The organism is Campylobacter concisus (genome assembly GCF_902460875.1).
Lineage (GTDB): Bacteria > Campylobacterota > Campylobacteria > Campylobacterales > Campylobacteraceae > Campylobacter_A > Campylobacter_A concisus_AA.
Genome location: NZ_CABPVR010000007.1, coordinates 1 through 17,755 on the forward strand (window position 1 = coordinate 1; position 17,755 = coordinate 17,755).

Sequence of the window (17,755 nt, forward strand, 5' to 3'; positions counted from 1 at the left end):
GACTTAAATCTTTTCGATCAGTTTAGATTTTCTATTTATAATTTAATTGCTATTAGAAACTAAAAGTATTTTAAGGGCATTAAAGGTTTTGCAATTAGAGAAAAAGCCAAAAAGCAAGAGAAATTTTATATTTAGTTTTTGCTTAGTTTTTAGGTCTTTTTTGTTTTTAAAATTTTAGTCCAAAGCAGGTTTTTGTTTTGCCTTATCATTTTTAAGCTTATCTTTTTTGGCTTCAAACTCAGCTATTACATTTGCATCAGGAAATAAATATCCATCCTCAATCATCAGATCAACTGCTTTTTTAAACATAGGTAAGGCACTTTGAGCACCGAAGTAGTAGTAAGGTCTTTTAGGATCCCTTGCTAAAACGCCTATTGTGTAGCTATTACCTCTTGTGTCATTTACAAAGCCAAAAAATGAGCCATTGTAGGTATTGCTGTATCCACCACTACCTGAGGCAATGTGTGCAGTTCCAGTCTTGCCACCTATCTCAAGTCCTGGCGTAAAGGCTTTTAGTCCAGTACCTTTCTCAACCGTTTTTATTAAAATTCTCTTCATTATCTTTGCGGTTTCTTGTGATATAACTTGAGCTGGCTCGGACTTTGGCAAATCGTATCTTTTTCCATTTCTCTCTAAGTAGGCAACCATGTGAGGAGTAACTTCAATGCCTTTATTATTAAATGTATTATAGGCTTTTAAAAGCTGCATAAATGTAGCTTGCAAGCCGTATCCGTAGCTCACAGTCGCCTTATATGTCGATGAGTTTAGCTTTGTAACTGTTGGCATCATACCTACTTGCTCGTAAGGTAGATCTATGCCAGTCTTTCTTGAAAAGCCAAAATTTAAAAGTCCTTGATAAATTTGTGGCCCATTTAAACGCTCAACAAGCTGAATCATGCCGATGTTTGAACTGTGCACGATTATATCTTCAGCGCTCATAAAAGGCTCTGGATGGGTATCTTTGATTATCCTTTTGCCAAGTTGATATCGGCCATTATAGGTATTTACAAGCTCAAATGGATTTACTTTCTTCTCTTGAAGTAAGATAGAAAATATAAATGGTTTAAAAACTGAGCCAACTTCATAAGCATATTCGCTAACGGTCGAATTTAGAGCGCTATAATCTTGCTTTCTTATATTTGAAGGATCATACCTTGAGCTAGAAGCTAGGGCTAAAATTTCTCCATTTTTGCTATTCATTATGCATATAACTAACTCTTTTGCATCTAAAAATTCACGCTTTTCATCTAAAATTTGCTCTAGTTTAGTTTGAAATTTTAATGGTATAGATAGCACCGCATTGTAGCCATCTACTCTTGTTGCTAAATTTGAGTCACTTGTTAAAATAATATTGTTTCCAATATCACGAGGCCCTAAAATTTTTGCATTTTGTATAGGGGCTAAATAATCTTCATAATATCTCTCAAGACCTTTTACGCCTTTGCTTTTTGTAAGCGCGTCACTTTCAGTTTTGCTCACGTAGCCAATAGCTGGTGTGAGGGCATCTTTTGACATAAATTTACGATTTTGTCCGCTTTCCATTACTCTCATGCCCTGAAATGAAACAAGGCCTGTTTTTGGATCAAGGTATGAAACCAAAATGCTCTTACGATTTAGCTTTCTTGATAGCTCTTGAAGGTAGGTAGCACCCTTTGCATCAATACTATATGAGAGTGTAACGATGCCTTTTGTACCATTTATGATCTTTCTTACTTTGTTTGGATCGTCGCCGCTGTAAAGCGAATATAGCTTGATAAACATTTCTTTTTTATTAGGATCGATGTTTCTAGTATCAAGCATCACTTTGTAGAGTTTTTGGCTTGAAGAGATGCTAAAGCCATCTTTTGTGATTATATTGCCACGAATTGCCGTATTTATATCGCTTGTTTGAAGCCTAGGAAGCTTTCGTTCGATACTTGCCCTATAAAATATGACAAGTACAAATATTGAAATTCCAAAAGTAATTAATAAAAAAAGTATGGTTATTTTTGATTTTCTGGAATTCATTAATGACTTAAATTTGTGTTCTAGAAATTTCTTTATAAGCACTTAGTGCTTTGTTGCGAATTTCTAGCATAAGCTTCATGCTAGTCTCTGCTTTGCCTATCGCAATAGCAGCTTGGTGAAGATCTTTTACCTCGCCAGTTGCAAGATCGGCTATGGCTTTATCTGCGTTGATTTGCACTTTATTTAGCTCTTTTAAAGAGTCGTTTAGAGCATTTTCAAAGCCGCCTTCTTCGCCTGCTTTTGCTATTTTATTTGAATTTTCATTTTTATTTATTTTGTCTAAATTTATACTATTTATCATTATGCTTGTCCTGAAATAAGTGATATCGCACTTTGTGCTATTGTTTTTGCATTTTGAAAGGCTGCCACGTTTGCTTGATATGCCCTTGTTGCTTCAAGTAGGTCAGACATCTCAATGACCGGATTTATATTTGGAAATGCGACGTAGCCATTTGCATTTGCGTCTGGATGACTTGGGTCATATTTTAGCTGAAAGTCCTTATCGTCGCGCACCACTTTATCTACGATCACGCTAGTTAGGGCAGGGTGAGCGTTTTTTGGTGAGCTTGGATCATCGAGTGGATTTTCATAATCAAGCAAACTTTGTGAGTTTTTAAGCTGATCGTTTAAAATTTTATCAAAATTCATCTCTTTAAAGATGACCTCTTGCCTTCTATAAGGGCCACCTTCAGCCGTTCTTGTAGTTTGAGCATTTGCTATGTTTGAGCTGATGACATTCATTCTGAAACGTTGTGCGCTTAGTCCGTATCCACTAATATCAAAATCATTTAAGTATGACATCATCTCTCCTAGTTCTTAGCACTTGCGTCTATTACGCTTTTAAAGATATTGCTTTGAGCCTTGTAGGCGTTATCAAGGGCGTTTATCATAACTGTATTTTTGCCCATTTCTGTTGTTTCCACGTCAAGGTCGACTGTATTTGCGTCATTTCTAGCCATATGACCATCACGCAAGAAAATTTGAGCTGTGTCGCTTTTTGGAAAATCAACTGCAGCCATATGCGCTTCGTTTGTCTTAGCAAGTTGTAGTTTTTTTTGGCTTGAAGTGTTATAAATTTCATTTGCTTTTTCTTTTAAAACATCTTCAAATCTTATATCTCTAGCTTTATAAAATGGTGTATCAACGTTTGCAAGATTGCCAGAGATTAGTTTTTGGCGTAGTTCTCTGCCTGCAAGAGCTGATTCAACAAGTGGGCTAGATTTTGATTTATCTAAAACAAACATTTAAAATCCTTATGAAATTTCATATTTTTATAAGCAAACGATGTTCCAAATATAGGGCAAATTTATTTTGTCTCATAAATTTTTGCCAGATCTTCTTTCATTTTTGTGACTTTTATGCCACCAAGATAGTATTTTACCCCGTATTGTCCGCTATCTACGTCTGTTAAAATTTGATATTCGCCATTTTTTATCACTACTTTAAAAGGTAGCGCGATCTCGTGTTTATATTCGATGTCTCTTACGATCTGCTCGGCAAGTCTATCATTTATCTTTTGATCGTTTGTTATGAAATAGTAGGCGTTAAATTTTTGCATAAATTCGTGCAAAACATACTCATTTGTGACATTTTCAAAGTGAGTTAGTCCAACTAGCGTAAATTTATCTTTGTTTTCAAGCTGATATTTTGTAAGCTCAGCTGCCTCTTTTTGACAAGGCGGGCAAAATGTACCAAAAATATCGATCATTAAAACCTTATTTTCATCATTTTTGATAGCAAAGCCGCGGTCTTTTCGAACTAAAGTAAGCTCCTTGCCGCTCACATCTACAAGTTTAACTTCTTCATTTGGGCTAAATTCTTTAAAATTTGCACTGCTGCTTTCATCATCGCCACAACCAAAAAAAGCAAATAAAGTGATTATTAAAACGAGTAAATTTTTCATCTTATCCCTTAAACATATCTTTTTATGGCAGCTCTTGCCTCTTTGTCTGCCTCACGTCTTTTTAAAGTCTCGCGCTTGTCGTGTAAATTTTTACCTTTTGCAAGGGCTAGTCTTGCTTTTACGATGTTTTTATCGCTTAGATAAAGCGCCAAAACGACTAGAGCAAGCCCATCTTGTGAGACTTGACCAAAAATTTTATCGATCTGTTTTCTGTGCATCAAAAGTTTTCTGGCTGCTCGCTCATTTGGACGAAATGTGCTATGTGTAGTCTCGAGATAGCTGATATGGGCGTTTAGTAAAAAAAGCTCACCTTTTATGACGCGCACAAAGCTATCTTTTAAATTTGCTCTACCAGCCCTTAGAGCTTTGACTTCGCTGCCTTTTAAAACGATGCCAGCCTCGAAGGTTTCAAGTATGCTAAAGTCATGCAAAGCTTTTTTGTTTTTTGCTAGTTCTTTTATCAAAATTTTTACCTTTTATTTTACGCTAAATACGCTACTACCGCTGCCACTTAGAAATTTATCTTTAAACTCGTTCATCTGTGGATAGAGCTTAAAGCATGGGGCAAAAAGATCGTTTAACTCCCCGTTTTTATAAATTTCAAGTAGCTCTTTACTCTTTAAATTTTGCATTTTTTTTGCAGCATTAACGTCTATGTATTGTAAGAAATTGCTTCTAAATTCTTGATAAACCATCGGTGTGGAGCAAAAAATATTTGGCGTGAAGATATTTAAATTTGGCACTTCATCGTCAAATTCTTCTATGATCTCGCCTATGCCGCTTACATTTGCTGCTTTGTAGCCACTTACAAAAAAGGCCACATCTGCGCCGATTTTAGATGCTATTTGCATCAAATTTTCGCGTTTTATATTTAAATTTAGCTCGTCATTTACCATAAGTAAAAAGGTGGCAGCGTTTGAACTGCCTCCACCAAGGCCCGCACCTATTGGGATATTTTTGTTGATGATGATTTTATGAGAGCTAAAAAACTCGTCAAGCTCGTTTGAAAAGCTGGCTCTTTTTAGCTCATCTATTGCTTTTTGAATGATATTGTCTTTTATATCGCTGTTGTTGCATTCTATAGCAAACGAATCTGATTTCTTAAAATAAATTTCATCAAAAAGCTGCTCACAGAGGATAAAGCGCGATAAAATTTCGTGGTAGCTGCCTCTAGTGCCAACTATCTTTAAAAATATATTTATCTTTGCAAAGCTTTTCATTTCTCGATTTTTTTAGCTAGCTCGTGGATATCGGCTTCACTTGCAGTTTTTGTGGCATGGATATTTTCGTTTTTGATATCATTTGCTAGTTCACTTCTTAGTATCATTGTATTTCGTGGTGCTTCGATACCGAGTTTAACAGTATTTTTTGAAATATTTACTATGACAACTTTTATGTCATTTCCTATTAAAATTTCTTCATTTTCTTTTCTTGCTAGGATTAACATTTTTCAACCTTATTTAGAGTGTAATTTATAGTATCATCCGTGATTTGGATTACGCTCATAAATTTATCATAATTTAGCAAATAAATTCCTTGCTTTTGTGTTTCAAAATCGTTAATTTTTAATTTCTTACCATCAAGAATATCATTTATGTCCCCAAAGTATGTATTTTTCTGAATATTTAAAAAATCACAAATATTCAAAAATTTTTCATTTTCGTAGCAAAATTTGCCTTCACTTATCCTTTTTAATGAGCTTAAAGTTACATTATAACCAAGTCTTTTCCCAAAAATTTCTGCATACGAACGGATATAACTTCCTTCACTTACGCTTAGACGGATAGCTAAAAATGGGTGCGAGTAGTTTAAAATTTGGCTATCAAAAATTTCCATCGTTTCTGTCTTTAGCTCAAATTCTTCGCCGTTTCTAGCTAGCCTGTAGGCTCTTGTACCATTTACATGCTTGGCACTAAATTTTGGTGGGATGTAGCTTATTCTGCCAGTCAGTTCGCCTCTTATGGCTTCAAGTTTTTCTAAATTTATCTCTTTTACATTTGAAATTTCAGTGATATTTTCATTATCCATGCTAGGACTACTTGCCCCTAGCCAGATCGTCGCTTCATAGACTTTTGGACTTTTGTCTAAAAATCTAAAAAATTTCGTATACGAGCCAAAAGCGACTATTAAACAACCGCTTGCAAATGGATCAAGTGTGCCTGAAAACCCAGCCTTTTTAACGCCGTATTTTCTCTTTAGTCGCCCTAAAAAGTGGTTTGAGCTCATGCCAGCTGGCTTATTTGCCACGAAGATGGCGTTCATACGGCCTTTTTCACGAAGCTTGACATTATTTCTCTTACATTGCCACCAAAATTTATGGTCAGTTTAAACTCTTTTTTGATCTTGCTAACCGCGCTCACTCTGCCGATACCAAAAATTTTATGTTTAACAAGGTCACCTTTTTTAAATTCATTACTCTGTTCGATGACTAGCGAGCCATGCGTGATACCGCTCTCACTTAAAAATCTGCTTTTATTTAGCCTCGTGCGCTGACCTTTGTAAAAGCGCGAATTTGCAAAGCTTAGACTAAGTGTTTTTTTGGCTCTTGTTATCGCCACATAAGCAAGTCTGCGCTCCTCTTCGATGTCGCTTCCATCGCCAATGAGCGGAAAAAATCCCTCTTCAAGGCCGATAACAAAAAGGTGCTCAAACTCAAGTCCCTTGCTCGCATGCACGCTCATGATACTAATAGCCTCATCGCTGATGCCGTCTTGCTCACTTGTTAGCGTGATCTCGTTTAGGAATTCCTCCAGGTCAAAGCTTGGATTTTGCTTGATCTGATCTTTTAAAACAGCGTAAAACTCGTCGATGTTCGCTGCTCTTTCAGCACCATCTGGCAAGCTCTCGTAGTATTTTTTCACGCCAAATTTAGCTTCAAATTTATCTATGAGGTCAAAAACCGAGCTGCTTTCTTGAAGCTCTTTAAGGTTGTTTGCAAACTCAAGAAGGGCTGATTTTACCTTTTTACTAAAGGCTTCGTCGTTATCAGAGATGTTTGAAATCGCCTCGCAAATGGAAATTTTACCCTCAAAGGCCATTTTTTCGAGCTTATCAAGGCTTACTTTGCCTAGTCCTCGCTTTGGGCGATTAATGATACGTCTTATTGAGAAGTCATCGTTTGGATTATTTATCAGTCTTAGATAGCTTATGATATCTTTGATCTCGGCTCTTTCGTAAAATTTAACTCCGCCTACCATTTTATAGGCGATCTGCTCTTTGTTCAGCCCATCTTCAAGCGAGCGAGAGAGTGCGTTTATGCGGTATAAGATCGCGATATCTTTTGCCTGCACGCCTTTGCTCAAAAGCTCTTTTATATTCTTTGCGATCTTGCCAGCCTCGACGCTCTCATCAAAGCTCTCTATCAAATTTACAGCTTCGCCTTCGCCCTTTGTGCCTACAAGCTTCTTGCCAAGGCGGTTGCGGTTATGATCTATTAGCTCGTTTGCAGCCTTTAATATAGCCTCGCTTGAGCGGTAGTTTTTCTCAAGTCTGATGATCTTTACGTTGCTAAACTGATCTTTGAAATTTAAGATATTATCTATCTTTGCGCCGCGCCAGCCGTAGATGCTTTGGTCATCATCGCCTACGACGCAGATGTTTTCGTGGCATAGGCAGAGTTTTTTTAGCAGTTTATACTGAAGGTCGTTTGTGTCTTGATACTCATCGACCATTATATATTTGTATCGGTTTGAAATTTCTCTAGCAAGCTCTTCGTTTTCATCTAAAATTTTATATGTAAGCCCTAGCAAATCGTCAAAATCAACAAGGTTGTTTGCCTTTAAATAGTCCTCGTACTTTTCATAAATTTGCGCTGCTTGCTTGTAAAAGTTGTCCTTGCTCTTGTCAAATGAAGAGAAATTTGCGTTTTTATAGACCTCTTCAACACTTAAAAGTGAGTTTTTATAGTTTGAAATTTCACTTGACAAAATAGCCGTAGCAACCGGGCTTTCAAAGCTTTTGATGATACGCTTTTTATCGTCTGTGTCGATTATGACGAAGTTATTTTTTCTGCCAAGCTTTTCTATGTAGAGCTTTAAAAACAAAAGTCCAAATTTGTGAAATGTGCAAAGTAGTGGCGAATAGTTTTTACCGCTTTGGCTTAGCATCGCCATGGCTCTGCTGCGCATCTCGTTGGCGGCCTTGTTCGTAAAAGTAAGAGTTAGTGTGTTTGCCGCGTCTATGCCGACCTCACCGATGAGATAGGCAAGCCTAGTTGTGATCGTCTTTGTCTTGCCACTGCCAGCACCTGCAAGTATGAGCATCGCACCGTCTATGTGGGTGGCTGCTTCGCGCTGGGCTTCGTTTAAATTTGATGGTAAATTTTCCATTTTTCGCTTTTTAAATTTTCTTTTGATTTTAGCCAAAAATGCTTAAAATTACTATTTTTTCTTAAATATATCTTTATTTTTTGGGTTTTGCAAAAAGACTGAAACCGATTTTTTTGTGTGGTCCGCTTGCTTCTTTTTTGGCTTATGAATAGAAAAATTTACAAGGATCGGGCTATTTTCAACCAAAATTTGAACCACTGCACCGAGTGGAAAGGAGACCACAGAGGCAAAATTTTCACTACCAAATCCAGCCTCAAAGCTAAGCTCATCTTGCGTTAGTTTCGCACTCTCAAGCGTATAACCACCAAGTGAAAACATAATGACTGGCATGCTAAAGCTCCTGCTTATCTCATCTGGTAAGCTTGGCTCAAAGCTAACTAGCGGTAAATTTGCCATAACTGAGAAATTTACCCCTTTTTCAAACAAAAAATCAATGCACTCATAGACGTGCATTTTCATCAAAAGTGAAAATTTTTCATCATCTAAAATTTCGTCTAACATCTTAATCCTTTGAAATTTCTAAAAACTCATCTACTAGCTTTTTAACCTCGTTTATGCCGATCTGCCAGAAATTTTTATCATCTATGTCAAAGCCAAATTTACCCACAAGCTCGCTTGGGCTAAGGCTTCCGCCAAGGCTCAAAAACTCAGTGTAAATTTCTACAAAATTTTTGCATTTGCCGCTTTTATAAAGTCCAAAAAGTGCAAGCACAAGAAGCTGCGCGTAAGAGTAGGCGTAGCAGTAAAATGGCGTGTGGATGAAGTGCGGGATGTAGCTCCACCAAATTTTGTAGTAGTCATTTAGTGTGACGCTTTTGCCAAACATCTTTTTGCTTTCTCTTAGCCAAATTTTATTTAGCTCATCTAGGCTGATCTCGCCCTCATGCGCGTGCACAGCTCGCTCAAAAGTGGTAAAATTTATCTGGCGATAAAGCGTGGCAAATATATCCTCGATCTTGCCAGCGAGCAGTGAAATTTTCTCCTTTTTGCTAAGGCCCTCTTTGATGTGGTCAAAAACTAGCATCTCGCAAAAGACTGAAGCTGTCTCAGCCGTGGTTAGCGGAGTGTCTGAGTTTAGGTAGCTTACATTATATGAGAGCTTTTGATGCACAGCATGGCCAAGCTCGTGAGCCAGCGTGAAAAGGTCTCTTCGTTGGTTGGTGTGGTTTAGCAAAACATAAGGATGTGTGTCGCTTGATCCTGAGTGAGAAAACGCCCCACCTCGCTTGTTTGGTGCTGGATAAACATCGATCCAGCCGTCATTAAAGGCACTTTTAGCTATCTCGCCAAATTTAGGTGAAAACGCCCCAAAAGCTTTTAAAACTATCTTTTTGCACTCATCAAATTTATACTCACCCTCACTGCTAAGAGGTGCGTATCTGTCGTAATCATAAAGCTTTTTAAGGCCTAAAATTTCTCTTTTGCGCTCGTAAAATTTAGCAACTAGATCAAAATTTTTCTCAGTTACGGCGATGAGTGAGTCAACGCTTTTTTTGGTGATTTGATTTTCAAGATGTCTTGGCTCTTCAGGAAGCTTGAAATTTCTAAGCTCGCAGCTCGTTTTTAGATCAGTTTTTATCATATTATATATATAGCCAAGAAGGTGTTGGTGTTTGCCAAGCTCGTTTGCAAGGCTTTTGGCGGCTAGTTTTCGCACGCTTTGATCGCTCTCATGAAGCTTGGCTAAAATCTCCTCTTCGCTTAAAAGCTCGCCTTTAAATTTAAACCTCATTTTGCTCATGCTCTCATCAAAAAGCCTTGAAAAGCCATCAGCTCCAGTGCTTGCAGTACGAAGTAGTACCCTCTCTTCAGCAACGCTAAGTTGATGTGGTTTTGCTTTGGCGAGGTTGCTTAGATAGTAGCCATATTTTTTAGAGCTTTTGATGATCTCTTCTTGTTTTTTAGGGGCAAACTCATTAAATTTGATCTCAAAAAATATCAAATTTTCATTTGCTTTTGTCGCTATCTCATCGATCTTTGCATAAAATGCGCCTTTGCGTGTATCTTTGGCAAAATTTAAAAAAGCATAAGTCATTACTTTTGAAATTTTAGCTATCAAGCTTTCATATTCGCCAAATGCCTTTAAAAACTCGTCTGTTTTTAAATTTTCATAATTTTCAAGGTATTTATCTTTAAATTTCTCGCACTCTTTTTGTAAATTTAGTACGTTTTGCTCGCACTCTTTTTCGTTTGCAAAAAGTGATTTTAGATCCCAAATTTGCATATTTATCCTTTAAATTTTTGGGATATTTTACAAAAAAATGGATAAAAGTAAAATTTCAGCCAAAATTTAGCTGAAATTTTATGAGTATTAGTTTGAAGTTTCTGAAGCTACTGCTGTAAAAAGTACATCAGATGAGCTATTTAACGCAGTCTCAACTGAGTCTTGGATAACACCAATAGTAAAGCCAACTGTAACAAATTGCATTGCTATGTCGTTATTTATGCCAAAAAGTCCGCATGCTAGCGGTACTAAAAGTAGCGATCCACCAGCTACACCAGAAGCGCCGCATGCACCAAGAGCTGAGATGAAGCAAAGAAGTAGTGCGTCGCCAAATGTGACTGTTATAGATGGGATAGAATTTACCGCTGTGAGCGCTAGAATACTGATCGTAACTGCTGCACCACCCATGTTTATAGTAGCTCCTAGTGGGATAGAGATAGAGTAGAGCTCTTCTTTTAACCCAAGCTTTTTGCAAAGCGCCATATTTACAGGGATATTTGCAGCTGAACTTCTTGTAAAAAATGCTGAAATAGCACTTTCTTTTAAACATATCATGACAAGTGGATAAGGATTTTTTCTAGTTAATATAAAAACCATTGCTGGATAGACGATAAATGCGACAACAAGCATTGCCCCAACAAGAACCAAGATGAGCTTAAGATATCCTGCAAGTACCTCAAATCCAGTTTCATGAATGCTAATAGCTACCATACCAAAAATGCCAAATGGAGCTAGTCTAATGATAAATTTAACAATATGAGTTACGCCATCACTTATATCTTTAAATACTTTTTTGGTCTCAGCTGTGGAGTTTCTAAGTGCTATACCACTACCAACTGCCCAAGTGATGATACCTATATAGTTACCATTAGCTAAAGCGTTTATTGGGTTTTCAACCATTTTATAAATAAGATCTTTTAAAACATTAGTAATTCCCTGAGGCGCTGACATATCAGCACTTTGTAGGCCTTTTAAAGAAAGCTCCACTGGGAACAAGAAACTGGCAACAACTGCCACAACGGCTGCTAAAAATGTACCAACAAGATAGAGAGTAATGATCTTTTGCATGCCTTTTGCATGGCCAAAATCTTTTATGATGATAGAAGTTGCAACTAGGACAAAAACAAGTATAGGAGCAATGGCTTTTAGCGCACCTTTAAACAGATCGCCTAAAACTGAAGCTGAAGCTGCTATAGAATCAGCCGAACTAGCTTTTTCTTTGGCTTCGTTTAGCTGTTTGGCTTCATCCTGACTAAGGCGAGTTTTTATAACTTCATCTACGCTCAAACCACTTTCGTTTTGAATAGTTTGAATTTTAGCTGAGATCTTGTTATAAGGAGCTGCTTCGTAGTGTGTGTAAAAGCCAACTAGGGCACCTAGGATGATACCAACTAAAATTTGAACTATCAAATTTCCATCGGCGTATCTTCTTGCAATGTTTTTAAACATATTCATTTGAAACCTTAATAAATTAATTTTTTGCTGATTTTAGCTAAACAATTTTTAAATATAAAGAATTTGATAAAGATTAATTAGCCTTTTAAATAGATTTGTTACAATTGCACAAATTTTAGTTAATAAAAGGATAAAAATGTATCTATTTACCTCTGAAGTTGTAAGTCCGGGTCATCCAGATAAATGTGCTGATATAATCGCTGATAGCATAGTGGATACTATTTTAACACAAGATCCAAATGGACGCGTTGCAAGCGAAGTCTTTGTGGCTGGAAAAAATATAGTAATAGGCGGAGAGATAAACTCAAAAGTAAAACTCTCATATAAAGACTACGAAAAGATAGTAAAAGATGCTCTTGCGCATATCGGGTATGATGGAAAGAGTAATTTCACAAAAGAGCAATGCTTGCACCCAGATGATATCGAGGTCAAAGTCTGCCTAAATCAACAAAGTCCAGATATAAATCAAGGCGTTGATCAAAGTAGCGGCGAGATCGGAGCAGGTGATCAAGGCATTATGTTTGGTTTTGCAAGCTGCGAAGCGAAAGAATTTATGCCAGCAGCCATAACTTACGCAAGAATGCTTTGCGAAAAAGTCTATAAATTTGCCAAGGCAAATCCTGATAAGCTTGGTGTTGATATAAAAACACAAGTTACTATTGATTACGGTAGCAAAGACAACTTTGAAAACTGCAAACCTCAAAGTATCCATACTATCGTAGTCTCTGCCCCTTGCGTGGAGAGCATGAAGATAGAAGAGCTTCGCGCACTAATACAAAATTTAATAGACGAAACTGGTCTTCCAAAAGAGCTATATAATAAAGAAAAAACGATCATTTACATAAACCCAACAGGTAGATATGTAAATCATAGCTCACTTCACGATAGCGGTCTAACAGGCAGAAAACTAATCGTTGATAGCTTTGGTGGATATAGCCCAATAGGCGGTGGTGCTCAGTCAAGCAAGGACTACACAAAGGTTGATCGCAGCGGACTTTATGCAGCGCGCTGGATAGCTAAAAACATAGTCGCAGCTGGCCTTGCTAAAAAATGTATCGTCCAAATAAGCTACGCAATAGGCGTTGCAAAGCCAACTTCAGTTAGCGTTGATACTATGGGAACTCATGCAAATGGCGTAAATGACGATATGCTTTCAAATTTTGTAAGCGAGCATTTTGCTCTAACACCTCGCTGGATAACAAATAAATTTGGTCTTGATAAACCAAGCAAAGATACATTTTTATACGCAAAAGTAGCTGCAAAAGGTCAAGTAGGAAATGCAAAATACCCTTGGGAAAAGCTTGATGCAGTTGATACCTTCAAGGCTTTACTAAAAAAATAATCATATCAAAGTGGTTTTATCTAAAAGCCACTTTGAATTTCTCTTTTTAAAACTCATCCCAAAATACTTTTTTAGGTTTTATGATCTCACTTTTTGAGCCATTTACGCTGTGATAGACCGTTTTATTGTATTTTGTGGCAAGGTGTTTTATAAGCAGCCTTTGAAGCACAGGTTCGCTACTTGGTATAAACCAGCCATTGTTTGTGATAGCTACAACCACGTCAAATTCGCCCTTGTAAAGCTCCTCTTTTGTCGCTTCATAGCAGATAGCATTTCTGATCTTTACTCCGTCTATCTCATAGTCGCTAAAATTTTCAGCCTTTTTAAAGTCACTAGCTCCGCCAAAAAATAGCTTATTTACTGCATCTTGCATAAATTTTGGCAAAGGAATTTCTTCGCCAAATGGCACTAAAAATTTCTTATCCATTCGCCTAAGATTGCCATCTTGAAACAAAAATGCAGAGTTATAAATTTGCTTATTTTCATAGGCAAGCGCGCCAGCTACGATGGTTATCTTTTTTGAAAGCTCTTTTAGCTCATCAACGAGCAGTGGCTCATTTGTCATAAATAGTGGAAATGCGCTCTCTGGAAGGACAATAAAGCGTTTTTGCTCGGCTATGGCGTTATTTATTAAGTCTAAATTGTCATTTGTAAATTTCATGCGTAAGTTTTTATCCCAGCGCACCCTTTGAGCGACATCGGTGTTTATTAGCTCCACGTCAAATGGTAGAGTTTTCGCCTCGCTACTTTTAAACTGCAAAGCGGCGATGAGGCAGATAAAAGCTAGGATAAATTTTAAAATTTTGCCTTTTAAACTCAAAGAAATAGCTGCAAGAAATATAAATATAAGCCCTCTTGTGCTTGGCTCAAAAGCGCCTAAAATAAGCGTTGCTTCAAGATTAAACCAGTTAAAGCCAAATGGATGAATATAGCTTACTAAAAATAGCAAAATAGCCCTTAGCACGACAAAACTGGGAAAAGAAGCCACCCAAAACATAAATCCGTAAACAATGGCTACAAAGAGGATGACAAATGGTATAAGCCAAACAAGCTCATAGTAGATAAAACTAAAGCTGATCCAATAAAACCATAAAATTCCTGTGAAAAATCCAGCCGCGAAAAAACCAGCTCTGCTTAAATTTATGATGATGTAAATTCCAGTCAAAGTTAGAAACGGCGAGATGAAATTTAAGAGCAAATTCTCGAAGAGGCTTAAAAAAATAAAGTTGGAGAGCAAAAAAGCACCGACAAAGGCTTTTATTATAATTTTAGTGCTAAAATGCCCATTTAAAAATTTTACAAATAAGGAAATCCATGCAAAACGCTGATTTTTTAACATCATTACTACCTCTTGTTGTGCTTTTCGCCATATTTTACTTTTTGGTTATTAGACCTCAACAAAAACAACAAAAAGCCCATGCAGCAATGCTCGCAGCTCTTGATAAAGGTGATAAGATAATAACTAATGGCGGACTTATCTGCGAAGTGATTAAAGCCGAAAATGATTTTATCAAAGTTAAACTTAACGATGATGTAATCGTTCGCATAGCACGCGAGTTTGTAGCTAAAAAGATCGAAGATAAATAATGCGTAACGCAAGAGTCACATATAGGCTAATTATCTTAATATTAGCCTTGATTTTTGGTTTTGGCTTTTCGGTGCCATCTTTTTTTCAGACTCAAAATGGGGCTAAAATTTCACTTGGCCTTGATCTTCAAGGCGGCCTTCATATGCTGCTTGGTGTTGAAACGAGCGAAGCTATTCACTCAAAAATAAAATCAATAGCCGGAAGTATAAATTATTATGCTAAAAAAGAAGATGTGTTAATTGATAAATTTAAGATTAAAGAAGAGAACATTGACTTTACTCTCCTTGATGGCGACGAAGCTCCAAAAGTAGATAAAGCACTAGCTGAGATAAAGGGGCTTGATATCAAAAAAGATGGTTTAAATTACAGCATATCTTTAACCGAGCAAGAAAGAACGGATACGATCGAGTATGCGATCTCGCAAGCTGTTGAAACTATTAGAAACAGACTCGATCAGTTTGGTCTAGCTGAGCCAACTGTTGCCAGACAAGGCAAAGACAATATCCTAGTTGAGCTTCCTGGCATAAAGACTGAAGAGGATGAACAAAGAGCAAGAGATCTTATCGCAAAGGCTGCTCACTTGCAGCTTATGGCAGTTGATGATAAAAGACAAGATCAGGCTAATACAATGAGTGAGGCTGAAGCTGAAAGCTACGGCGATGTGATCTTTAAAGATGCTAAAAATGACCGTGTAAAATATGTCGTTAAAAATATCCCAGTGCTTGATGGCTCGATGCTAACTGATGCAAAGGTTGCATTTTCTCAGCAAAATAACCTACCGATCATAAATTTCACTCTAAATTCAGAGGGTGCTAGAATTTTTGGCGATTTTACTGGTGCAAATGTTGGCAAAAGGCTTGCTATTGTGCTTGATGGCAAGGTTTATTCAGCTCCTGTTATAAATGAAAGAATAGGTGGCGGCAGCGGTCAGATTAGTGGCGGCTTTACTCTTGATGAGGCTCACGACGTAGCGATCGCTCTTAGAAGTGGTGCACTTTTAGCCCCTGTTAAGATGCTGGAAAAAAGAAGCGTTGGTCCATCTTTGGGACAAGAGAGTATCAATCAAAGCATGGTGGCTCTTGCTGCTGGATCTATCTTAGTCGTGTTATTTATGCTAGTTTATTATGGAATTTCTGGAATTTTTGCAAATATAGCACTAGTCGCGGATGTTGTTATATTGGTAGCCGTGATGGCGCTTTTTGGAGCGACACTTACTTTGCCAGGTATGGCTGGTATTGTGCTAACGATCGGTATGGCTGTTGATGCAAATGTCATCATAAATGAGCGTATACGTGAGCTTTTGCGTGAAGGTGTAGCGATAAGGACAGCTGTGCAAAAGGGTTATGAGCACGCTATGAGTGCGATTATTGACTCAAACTTAACTACCATTATCACAGTTGCTGTGCTTTATGCTTATGGTACTGGCCCAGTTAAAGGCTTTGCTGTGACAATGGCGATAGGTATCATGGCTTCGATGCTAACAGCTATACTTGGTACTCATGGCATGTTTGACGCTGCTATGGACAAGATAGAAAAAAGTGGAAATACCAGACTTTGGTTTGGTTATAAAAGGAGCTAATGATGCAAATTTTTACTAAGGCAAAAGTTTATGATTTTATGCGTTTTAGATTTGCTTCACTGGCATTTTCTATATTTTTATTTGTTGGCTCTATCGTTTTACTTGCTACAAAGGGGTTAAACTACGGTATTGATTTCTCTGGCGGTACACTTATTCAGCTAAAATACGACACCAAAGCGCCACTCGATAAAATCCGCGACGCTTTTAGCACAAATGAAGTGCTTAAAAACGCCTCTGTTACTGAGTTTGGAAGCGAAGATGAGGCTGTTATTAGATTTTCAGGTTCAAGCTCAAATTTAACTGGCGACATCGGTACTGAGATAAAGCAAATTTTAAAAGATACTGGAAATTTTGAGGTAAGACGTGTTGATATCGTTGGACCAAAGGTTGGTGACGAGCTTAGAGAAAAAGGCTTGATGGCTCTTGGAATTTCACTAATTGGCGTGCTTCTTTATATAACATTTAGGTTTGAATGGAGATTTGCACTAGCTGCGATCGCAACTGAAATTCACGATATAGTCATAACTGTTGGTGCTATTTCGCTATTTAATATTGATGTAAATTTGGATACGCTAGCGGCTGTTTTAACGGTGCTTGGCTACTCTCTAAATGATACGATTATTATCTTTGATAGGATCAGAGAGGGTATCAAAGAGAGTAAGAGAACTGACATCGAGGGCGTTATAAACGAGTCAGTTTCTGCTACGCTTTCAAGAACTATCTTAACTTCAGCCACTACGATGATGACGGTTCTTGTATTATTTTTATTTGGTGGAGATATGATACATGGATTTTCATTTATTCTTATCGTTGGTATTGTCATAGGAACGATCAGTTCGATCTACATCTCTTCGCCGTTTCTTATCTGGTTTAAATTTAGCATCGAGCATTTTAGAAGTAGAGAGACTGAAAAGCAAAAGATAAAAAAAGAGCGCGAAAAAGAGCGTGCTATGTTTGAGAAAGGCGTTGTGTAAGGAGGGATAATGAACTGGGGAAAAGTTATCTACATATTTTTTGCATTGATGAGTCTTACGACTACGGCAGAATTTTTATATGATAAAAACGAGATCGCCCTTTTTGTGGCGGCTAGTATAAATTTGGTTTCAACGCTACTTAAGATCGGTGTTAAAAATTTACTCTCAGCTGAGCTTTTTGCAAGTTCACTGGTTGCTGATTTGCACCTTATACCAGCTTTTGTTATTTTGCAAGTCTCTGAAAATATAACACTTAGCTATTCGTTGGCTATTGGCGCAGTCATCGCAAATATATTTTCACTAGCCTTGGTTTTAATAGAATCAAGTAAAACTCAAGAAGAATTTTAGGAGAAAA

General features: G+C 37.3%; 19 protein-coding genes. 5 read left to right on the forward strand and 14 right to left on the reverse strand.

Going from position 1 to position 17,755, the window contains the following annotated elements; translation table 11 throughout:
- Positions 1-174: 174 nt before the first annotated feature.
- The 13 genes from F3H01_RS03865 to sstT all read right to left on the reverse strand — a co-directional run bounded on the left by F3H01_RS03865 (position 175) and on the right by sstT (position 11,917).
- Entirely contained in the window at positions 175-2,007 is a 1,833-nt protein-coding gene (locus tag F3H01_RS03865) for a peptidoglycan D,D-transpeptidase FtsI family protein (RefSeq protein WP_149724911.1), read from the reverse strand.
- A 7-nt stretch (positions 2,008-2,014) separates the two neighbouring features.
- On the reverse strand, positions 2,015-2,308 hold the full coding sequence (gene fliE / locus F3H01_RS03870; RefSeq protein ID WP_021090507.1) for a flagellar hook-basal body complex protein FliE: 294 nt from the start codon (positions 2,306-2,308) through the stop codon (positions 2,015-2,017).
- Positions 2,308-2,808 carry a flagellar basal body rod protein FlgC gene (gene flgC, locus F3H01_RS03875; protein WP_107686535.1) on the reverse strand — a complete coding sequence of 167 codons (501 nt, stop codon included), beginning with the start codon at positions 2,806-2,808 and terminating at the stop codon, positions 2,308-2,310. The genes fliE and flgC overlap by 1 nt, the downstream gene beginning before the upstream one ends.
- A gap of 8 nt (positions 2,809-2,816) precedes the next feature.
- The gene (flgB, locus tag F3H01_RS03880; protein WP_054196421.1) at positions 2,817-3,251 is read right to left on the reverse strand and encodes a flagellar basal body rod protein FlgB; all 435 of its coding nucleotides are present in this window, start codon (positions 3,249-3,251) and stop codon (positions 2,817-2,819) included.
- Between the two features lie 62 nt (positions 3,252-3,313).
- Positions 3,314-3,910 carry a thioredoxin domain-containing protein gene (locus tag F3H01_RS03885; RefSeq protein ID WP_149724912.1) on the reverse strand — a complete coding sequence of 199 codons (597 nt, stop codon included), beginning with the start codon at positions 3,908-3,910 and terminating at the stop codon, positions 3,314-3,316.
- 8 nt (positions 3,911-3,918) lie between these two features.
- Positions 3,919-4,371: an SsrA-binding protein SmpB gene (gene smpB, locus F3H01_RS03890; RefSeq protein ID WP_103589496.1), complete on the reverse strand. Its 453-nt coding sequence runs from the start codon at positions 4,369-4,371 to the stop codon at positions 3,919-3,921.
- Between the two features lie 15 nt (positions 4,372-4,386).
- Positions 4,387-5,130 carry a 4-(cytidine 5'-diphospho)-2-C-methyl-D-erythritol kinase gene (locus F3H01_RS03895; RefSeq protein WP_103589478.1) on the reverse strand — a complete coding sequence of 248 codons (744 nt, stop codon included), beginning with the start codon at positions 5,128-5,130 and terminating at the stop codon, positions 4,387-4,389.
- Positions 5,127-5,357, reverse strand: a complete 231-nt coding sequence (gene csrA / locus F3H01_RS03900; RefSeq protein ID WP_021090864.1) for a carbon storage regulator CsrA — start codon at positions 5,355-5,357, stop codon at positions 5,127-5,129. The genes F3H01_RS03895 and csrA overlap by 4 nt, the downstream gene beginning before the upstream one ends.
- Positions 5,351-6,172, reverse strand: coding sequence for a tRNA pseudouridine(55) synthase TruB (truB, locus tag F3H01_RS03905; protein ID WP_149724913.1), 822 nt, complete (start codon positions 6,170-6,172; stop codon positions 5,351-5,353). The genes csrA and truB overlap by 7 nt, the downstream gene beginning before the upstream one ends.
- Positions 6,169-8,238: an ATP-dependent helicase gene (locus tag F3H01_RS03910; RefSeq protein WP_149724914.1), complete on the reverse strand. Its 2,070-nt coding sequence runs from the start codon at positions 8,236-8,238 to the stop codon at positions 6,169-6,171. The genes truB and F3H01_RS03910 overlap by 4 nt, the downstream gene beginning before the upstream one ends.
- 51 nt (positions 8,239-8,289) lie before the next feature.
- Positions 8,290-8,739, reverse strand: a complete 450-nt coding sequence (locus F3H01_RS03915) for a hypothetical protein (protein ID WP_149724915.1) — start codon at positions 8,737-8,739, stop codon at positions 8,290-8,292.
- Position 8,740: 1 nt separating this feature from the next.
- Entirely contained in the window at positions 8,741-10,462 is a 1,722-nt protein-coding gene (locus F3H01_RS03920; protein WP_149724916.1) for a M3 family oligoendopeptidase, read from the reverse strand.
- 87 nt (positions 10,463-10,549) lie between these two features.
- Entirely contained in the window at positions 10,550-11,917 is a 1,368-nt protein-coding gene (gene sstT, locus F3H01_RS03925; protein ID WP_410470351.1) for a serine/threonine transporter SstT, read from the reverse strand.
- A 136-nt stretch (positions 11,918-12,053) separates the two neighbouring features.
- Between sstT and metK the strand changes: the two genes are divergently transcribed.
- A complete protein-coding gene (gene metK, locus F3H01_RS03930; RefSeq protein WP_021090477.1) occupies positions 12,054-13,259 on the forward strand; it encodes a methionine adenosyltransferase in 1,206 nt (401 codons plus the stop codon).
- A gap of 46 nt (positions 13,260-13,305) precedes the next feature.
- On the opposite strand, the gene F3H01_RS03935 is transcribed toward metK, so the two are convergent.
- A complete protein-coding gene (locus F3H01_RS03935; protein WP_188116345.1) occupies positions 13,306-14,598 on the reverse strand; it encodes an apolipoprotein N-acyltransferase in 1,293 nt (430 codons plus the stop codon).
- On the opposite strand from F3H01_RS03935, the gene yajC reads away from it, so the two are divergent.
- Genes yajC through F3H01_RS03955 form a run of 4 tightly spaced genes read left to right on the forward strand, consistent with a single transcriptional unit; the run spans position 14,574 to position 17,748 of the window.
- Positions 14,574-14,846, forward strand: coding sequence for a preprotein translocase subunit YajC (gene yajC, locus F3H01_RS03940; protein WP_021090619.1), 273 nt, complete (start codon positions 14,574-14,576; stop codon positions 14,844-14,846). The two genes, F3H01_RS03935 and yajC, sit on opposite strands and share 25 nt — an antisense overlap.
- Positions 14,846-16,426 carry a protein translocase subunit SecD gene (secD, locus tag F3H01_RS03945; RefSeq protein ID WP_021090931.1) on the forward strand — a complete coding sequence of 527 codons (1,581 nt, stop codon included), beginning with the start codon at positions 14,846-14,848 and terminating at the stop codon, positions 16,424-16,426. Before yajC ends, secD begins: the two co-directional genes overlap by 1 nt.
- 2 nt (positions 16,427-16,428) lie before the next feature.
- Positions 16,429-17,400, forward strand: coding sequence for a protein translocase subunit SecF (gene secF / locus F3H01_RS03950; protein ID WP_149724918.1), 972 nt, complete (start codon positions 16,429-16,431; stop codon positions 17,398-17,400).
- A gap of 9 nt (positions 17,401-17,409) precedes the next feature.
- Complete coding sequence (locus F3H01_RS03955) at positions 17,410-17,748, forward strand: DUF6394 family protein (RefSeq protein WP_149724919.1); 339 nt, start codon at positions 17,410-17,412, stop codon at positions 17,746-17,748.
- Positions 17,749-17,755: the final 7 nt, after the last annotated feature.

Coding starts and splice junctions, on each gene's coding strand:
- F3H01_RS03865 (WP_149724911.1), bottom strand. CDS start 2,007: ATGAATTCCAGAAAATCAAAAATAACCATACTTTTTTTATTAATTACT.
- fliE (WP_021090507.1), bottom strand. CDS start 2,308: ATGATAAATAGTATAAATTTAGACAAAATAAATAAAAATGAAAATTCA.
- flgC (WP_107686535.1), bottom strand. CDS start 2,808: ATGTCATACTTAAATGATTTTGATATTAGTGGATACGGACTAAGCGCA.
- flgB (WP_054196421.1), bottom strand. CDS start 3,251: ATGTTTGTTTTAGATAAATCAAAATCTAGCCCACTTGTTGAATCAGCT.
- F3H01_RS03885 (WP_149724912.1), bottom strand. CDS start 3,910: ATGAAAAATTTACTCGTTTTAATAATCACTTTATTTGCTTTTTTTGGT.
- F3H01_RS03895 (WP_103589478.1), bottom strand. CDS start 5,130: ATGAAAAGCTTTGCAAAGATAAATATATTTTTAAAGATAGTTGGCACT.
- csrA (WP_021090864.1), bottom strand. CDS start 5,357: ATGTTAATCCTAGCAAGAAAAGAAAATGAAGAAATTTTAATAGGAAAT.
- truB (WP_149724913.1), bottom strand. CDS start 6,172: ATGAACGCCATCTTCGTGGCAAATAAGCCAGCTGGCATGAGCTCAAAC.
- F3H01_RS03910 (WP_149724914.1), bottom strand. CDS start 8,238: ATGGAAAATTTACCATCAAATTTAAACGAAGCCCAGCGCGAAGCAGCC.
- F3H01_RS03915 (WP_149724915.1), bottom strand. CDS start 8,739: ATGTTAGACGAAATTTTAGATGATGAAAAATTTTCACTTTTGATGAAA.
- F3H01_RS03920 (WP_149724916.1), bottom strand. CDS start 10,462: ATGCAAATTTGGGATCTAAAATCACTTTTTGCAAACGAAAAAGAGTGC.
- sstT (WP_410470351.1), bottom strand. CDS start 11,917: ATGAATATGTTTAAAAACATTGCAAGAAGATACGCCGATGGAAATTTG.
- metK (WP_021090477.1), top strand. CDS start 12,054: ATGTATCTATTTACCTCTGAAGTTGTAAGTCCGGGTCATCCAGATAAA.
- yajC (WP_021090619.1), top strand. CDS start 14,574: ATGCAAAACGCTGATTTTTTAACATCATTACTACCTCTTGTTGTGCTT.
- F3H01_RS03935 (WP_188116345.1), bottom strand. CDS start 14,598: ATGTTAAAAAATCAGCGTTTTGCATGGATTTCCTTATTTGTAAAATTT.
- secD (WP_021090931.1), top strand. CDS start 14,846: ATGCGTAACGCAAGAGTCACATATAGGCTAATTATCTTAATATTAGCC.
- secF (WP_149724918.1), top strand. CDS start 16,429: ATGCAAATTTTTACTAAGGCAAAAGTTTATGATTTTATGCGTTTTAGA.
- F3H01_RS03955 (WP_149724919.1), top strand. CDS start 17,410: ATGAACTGGGGAAAAGTTATCTACATATTTTTTGCATTGATGAGTCTT.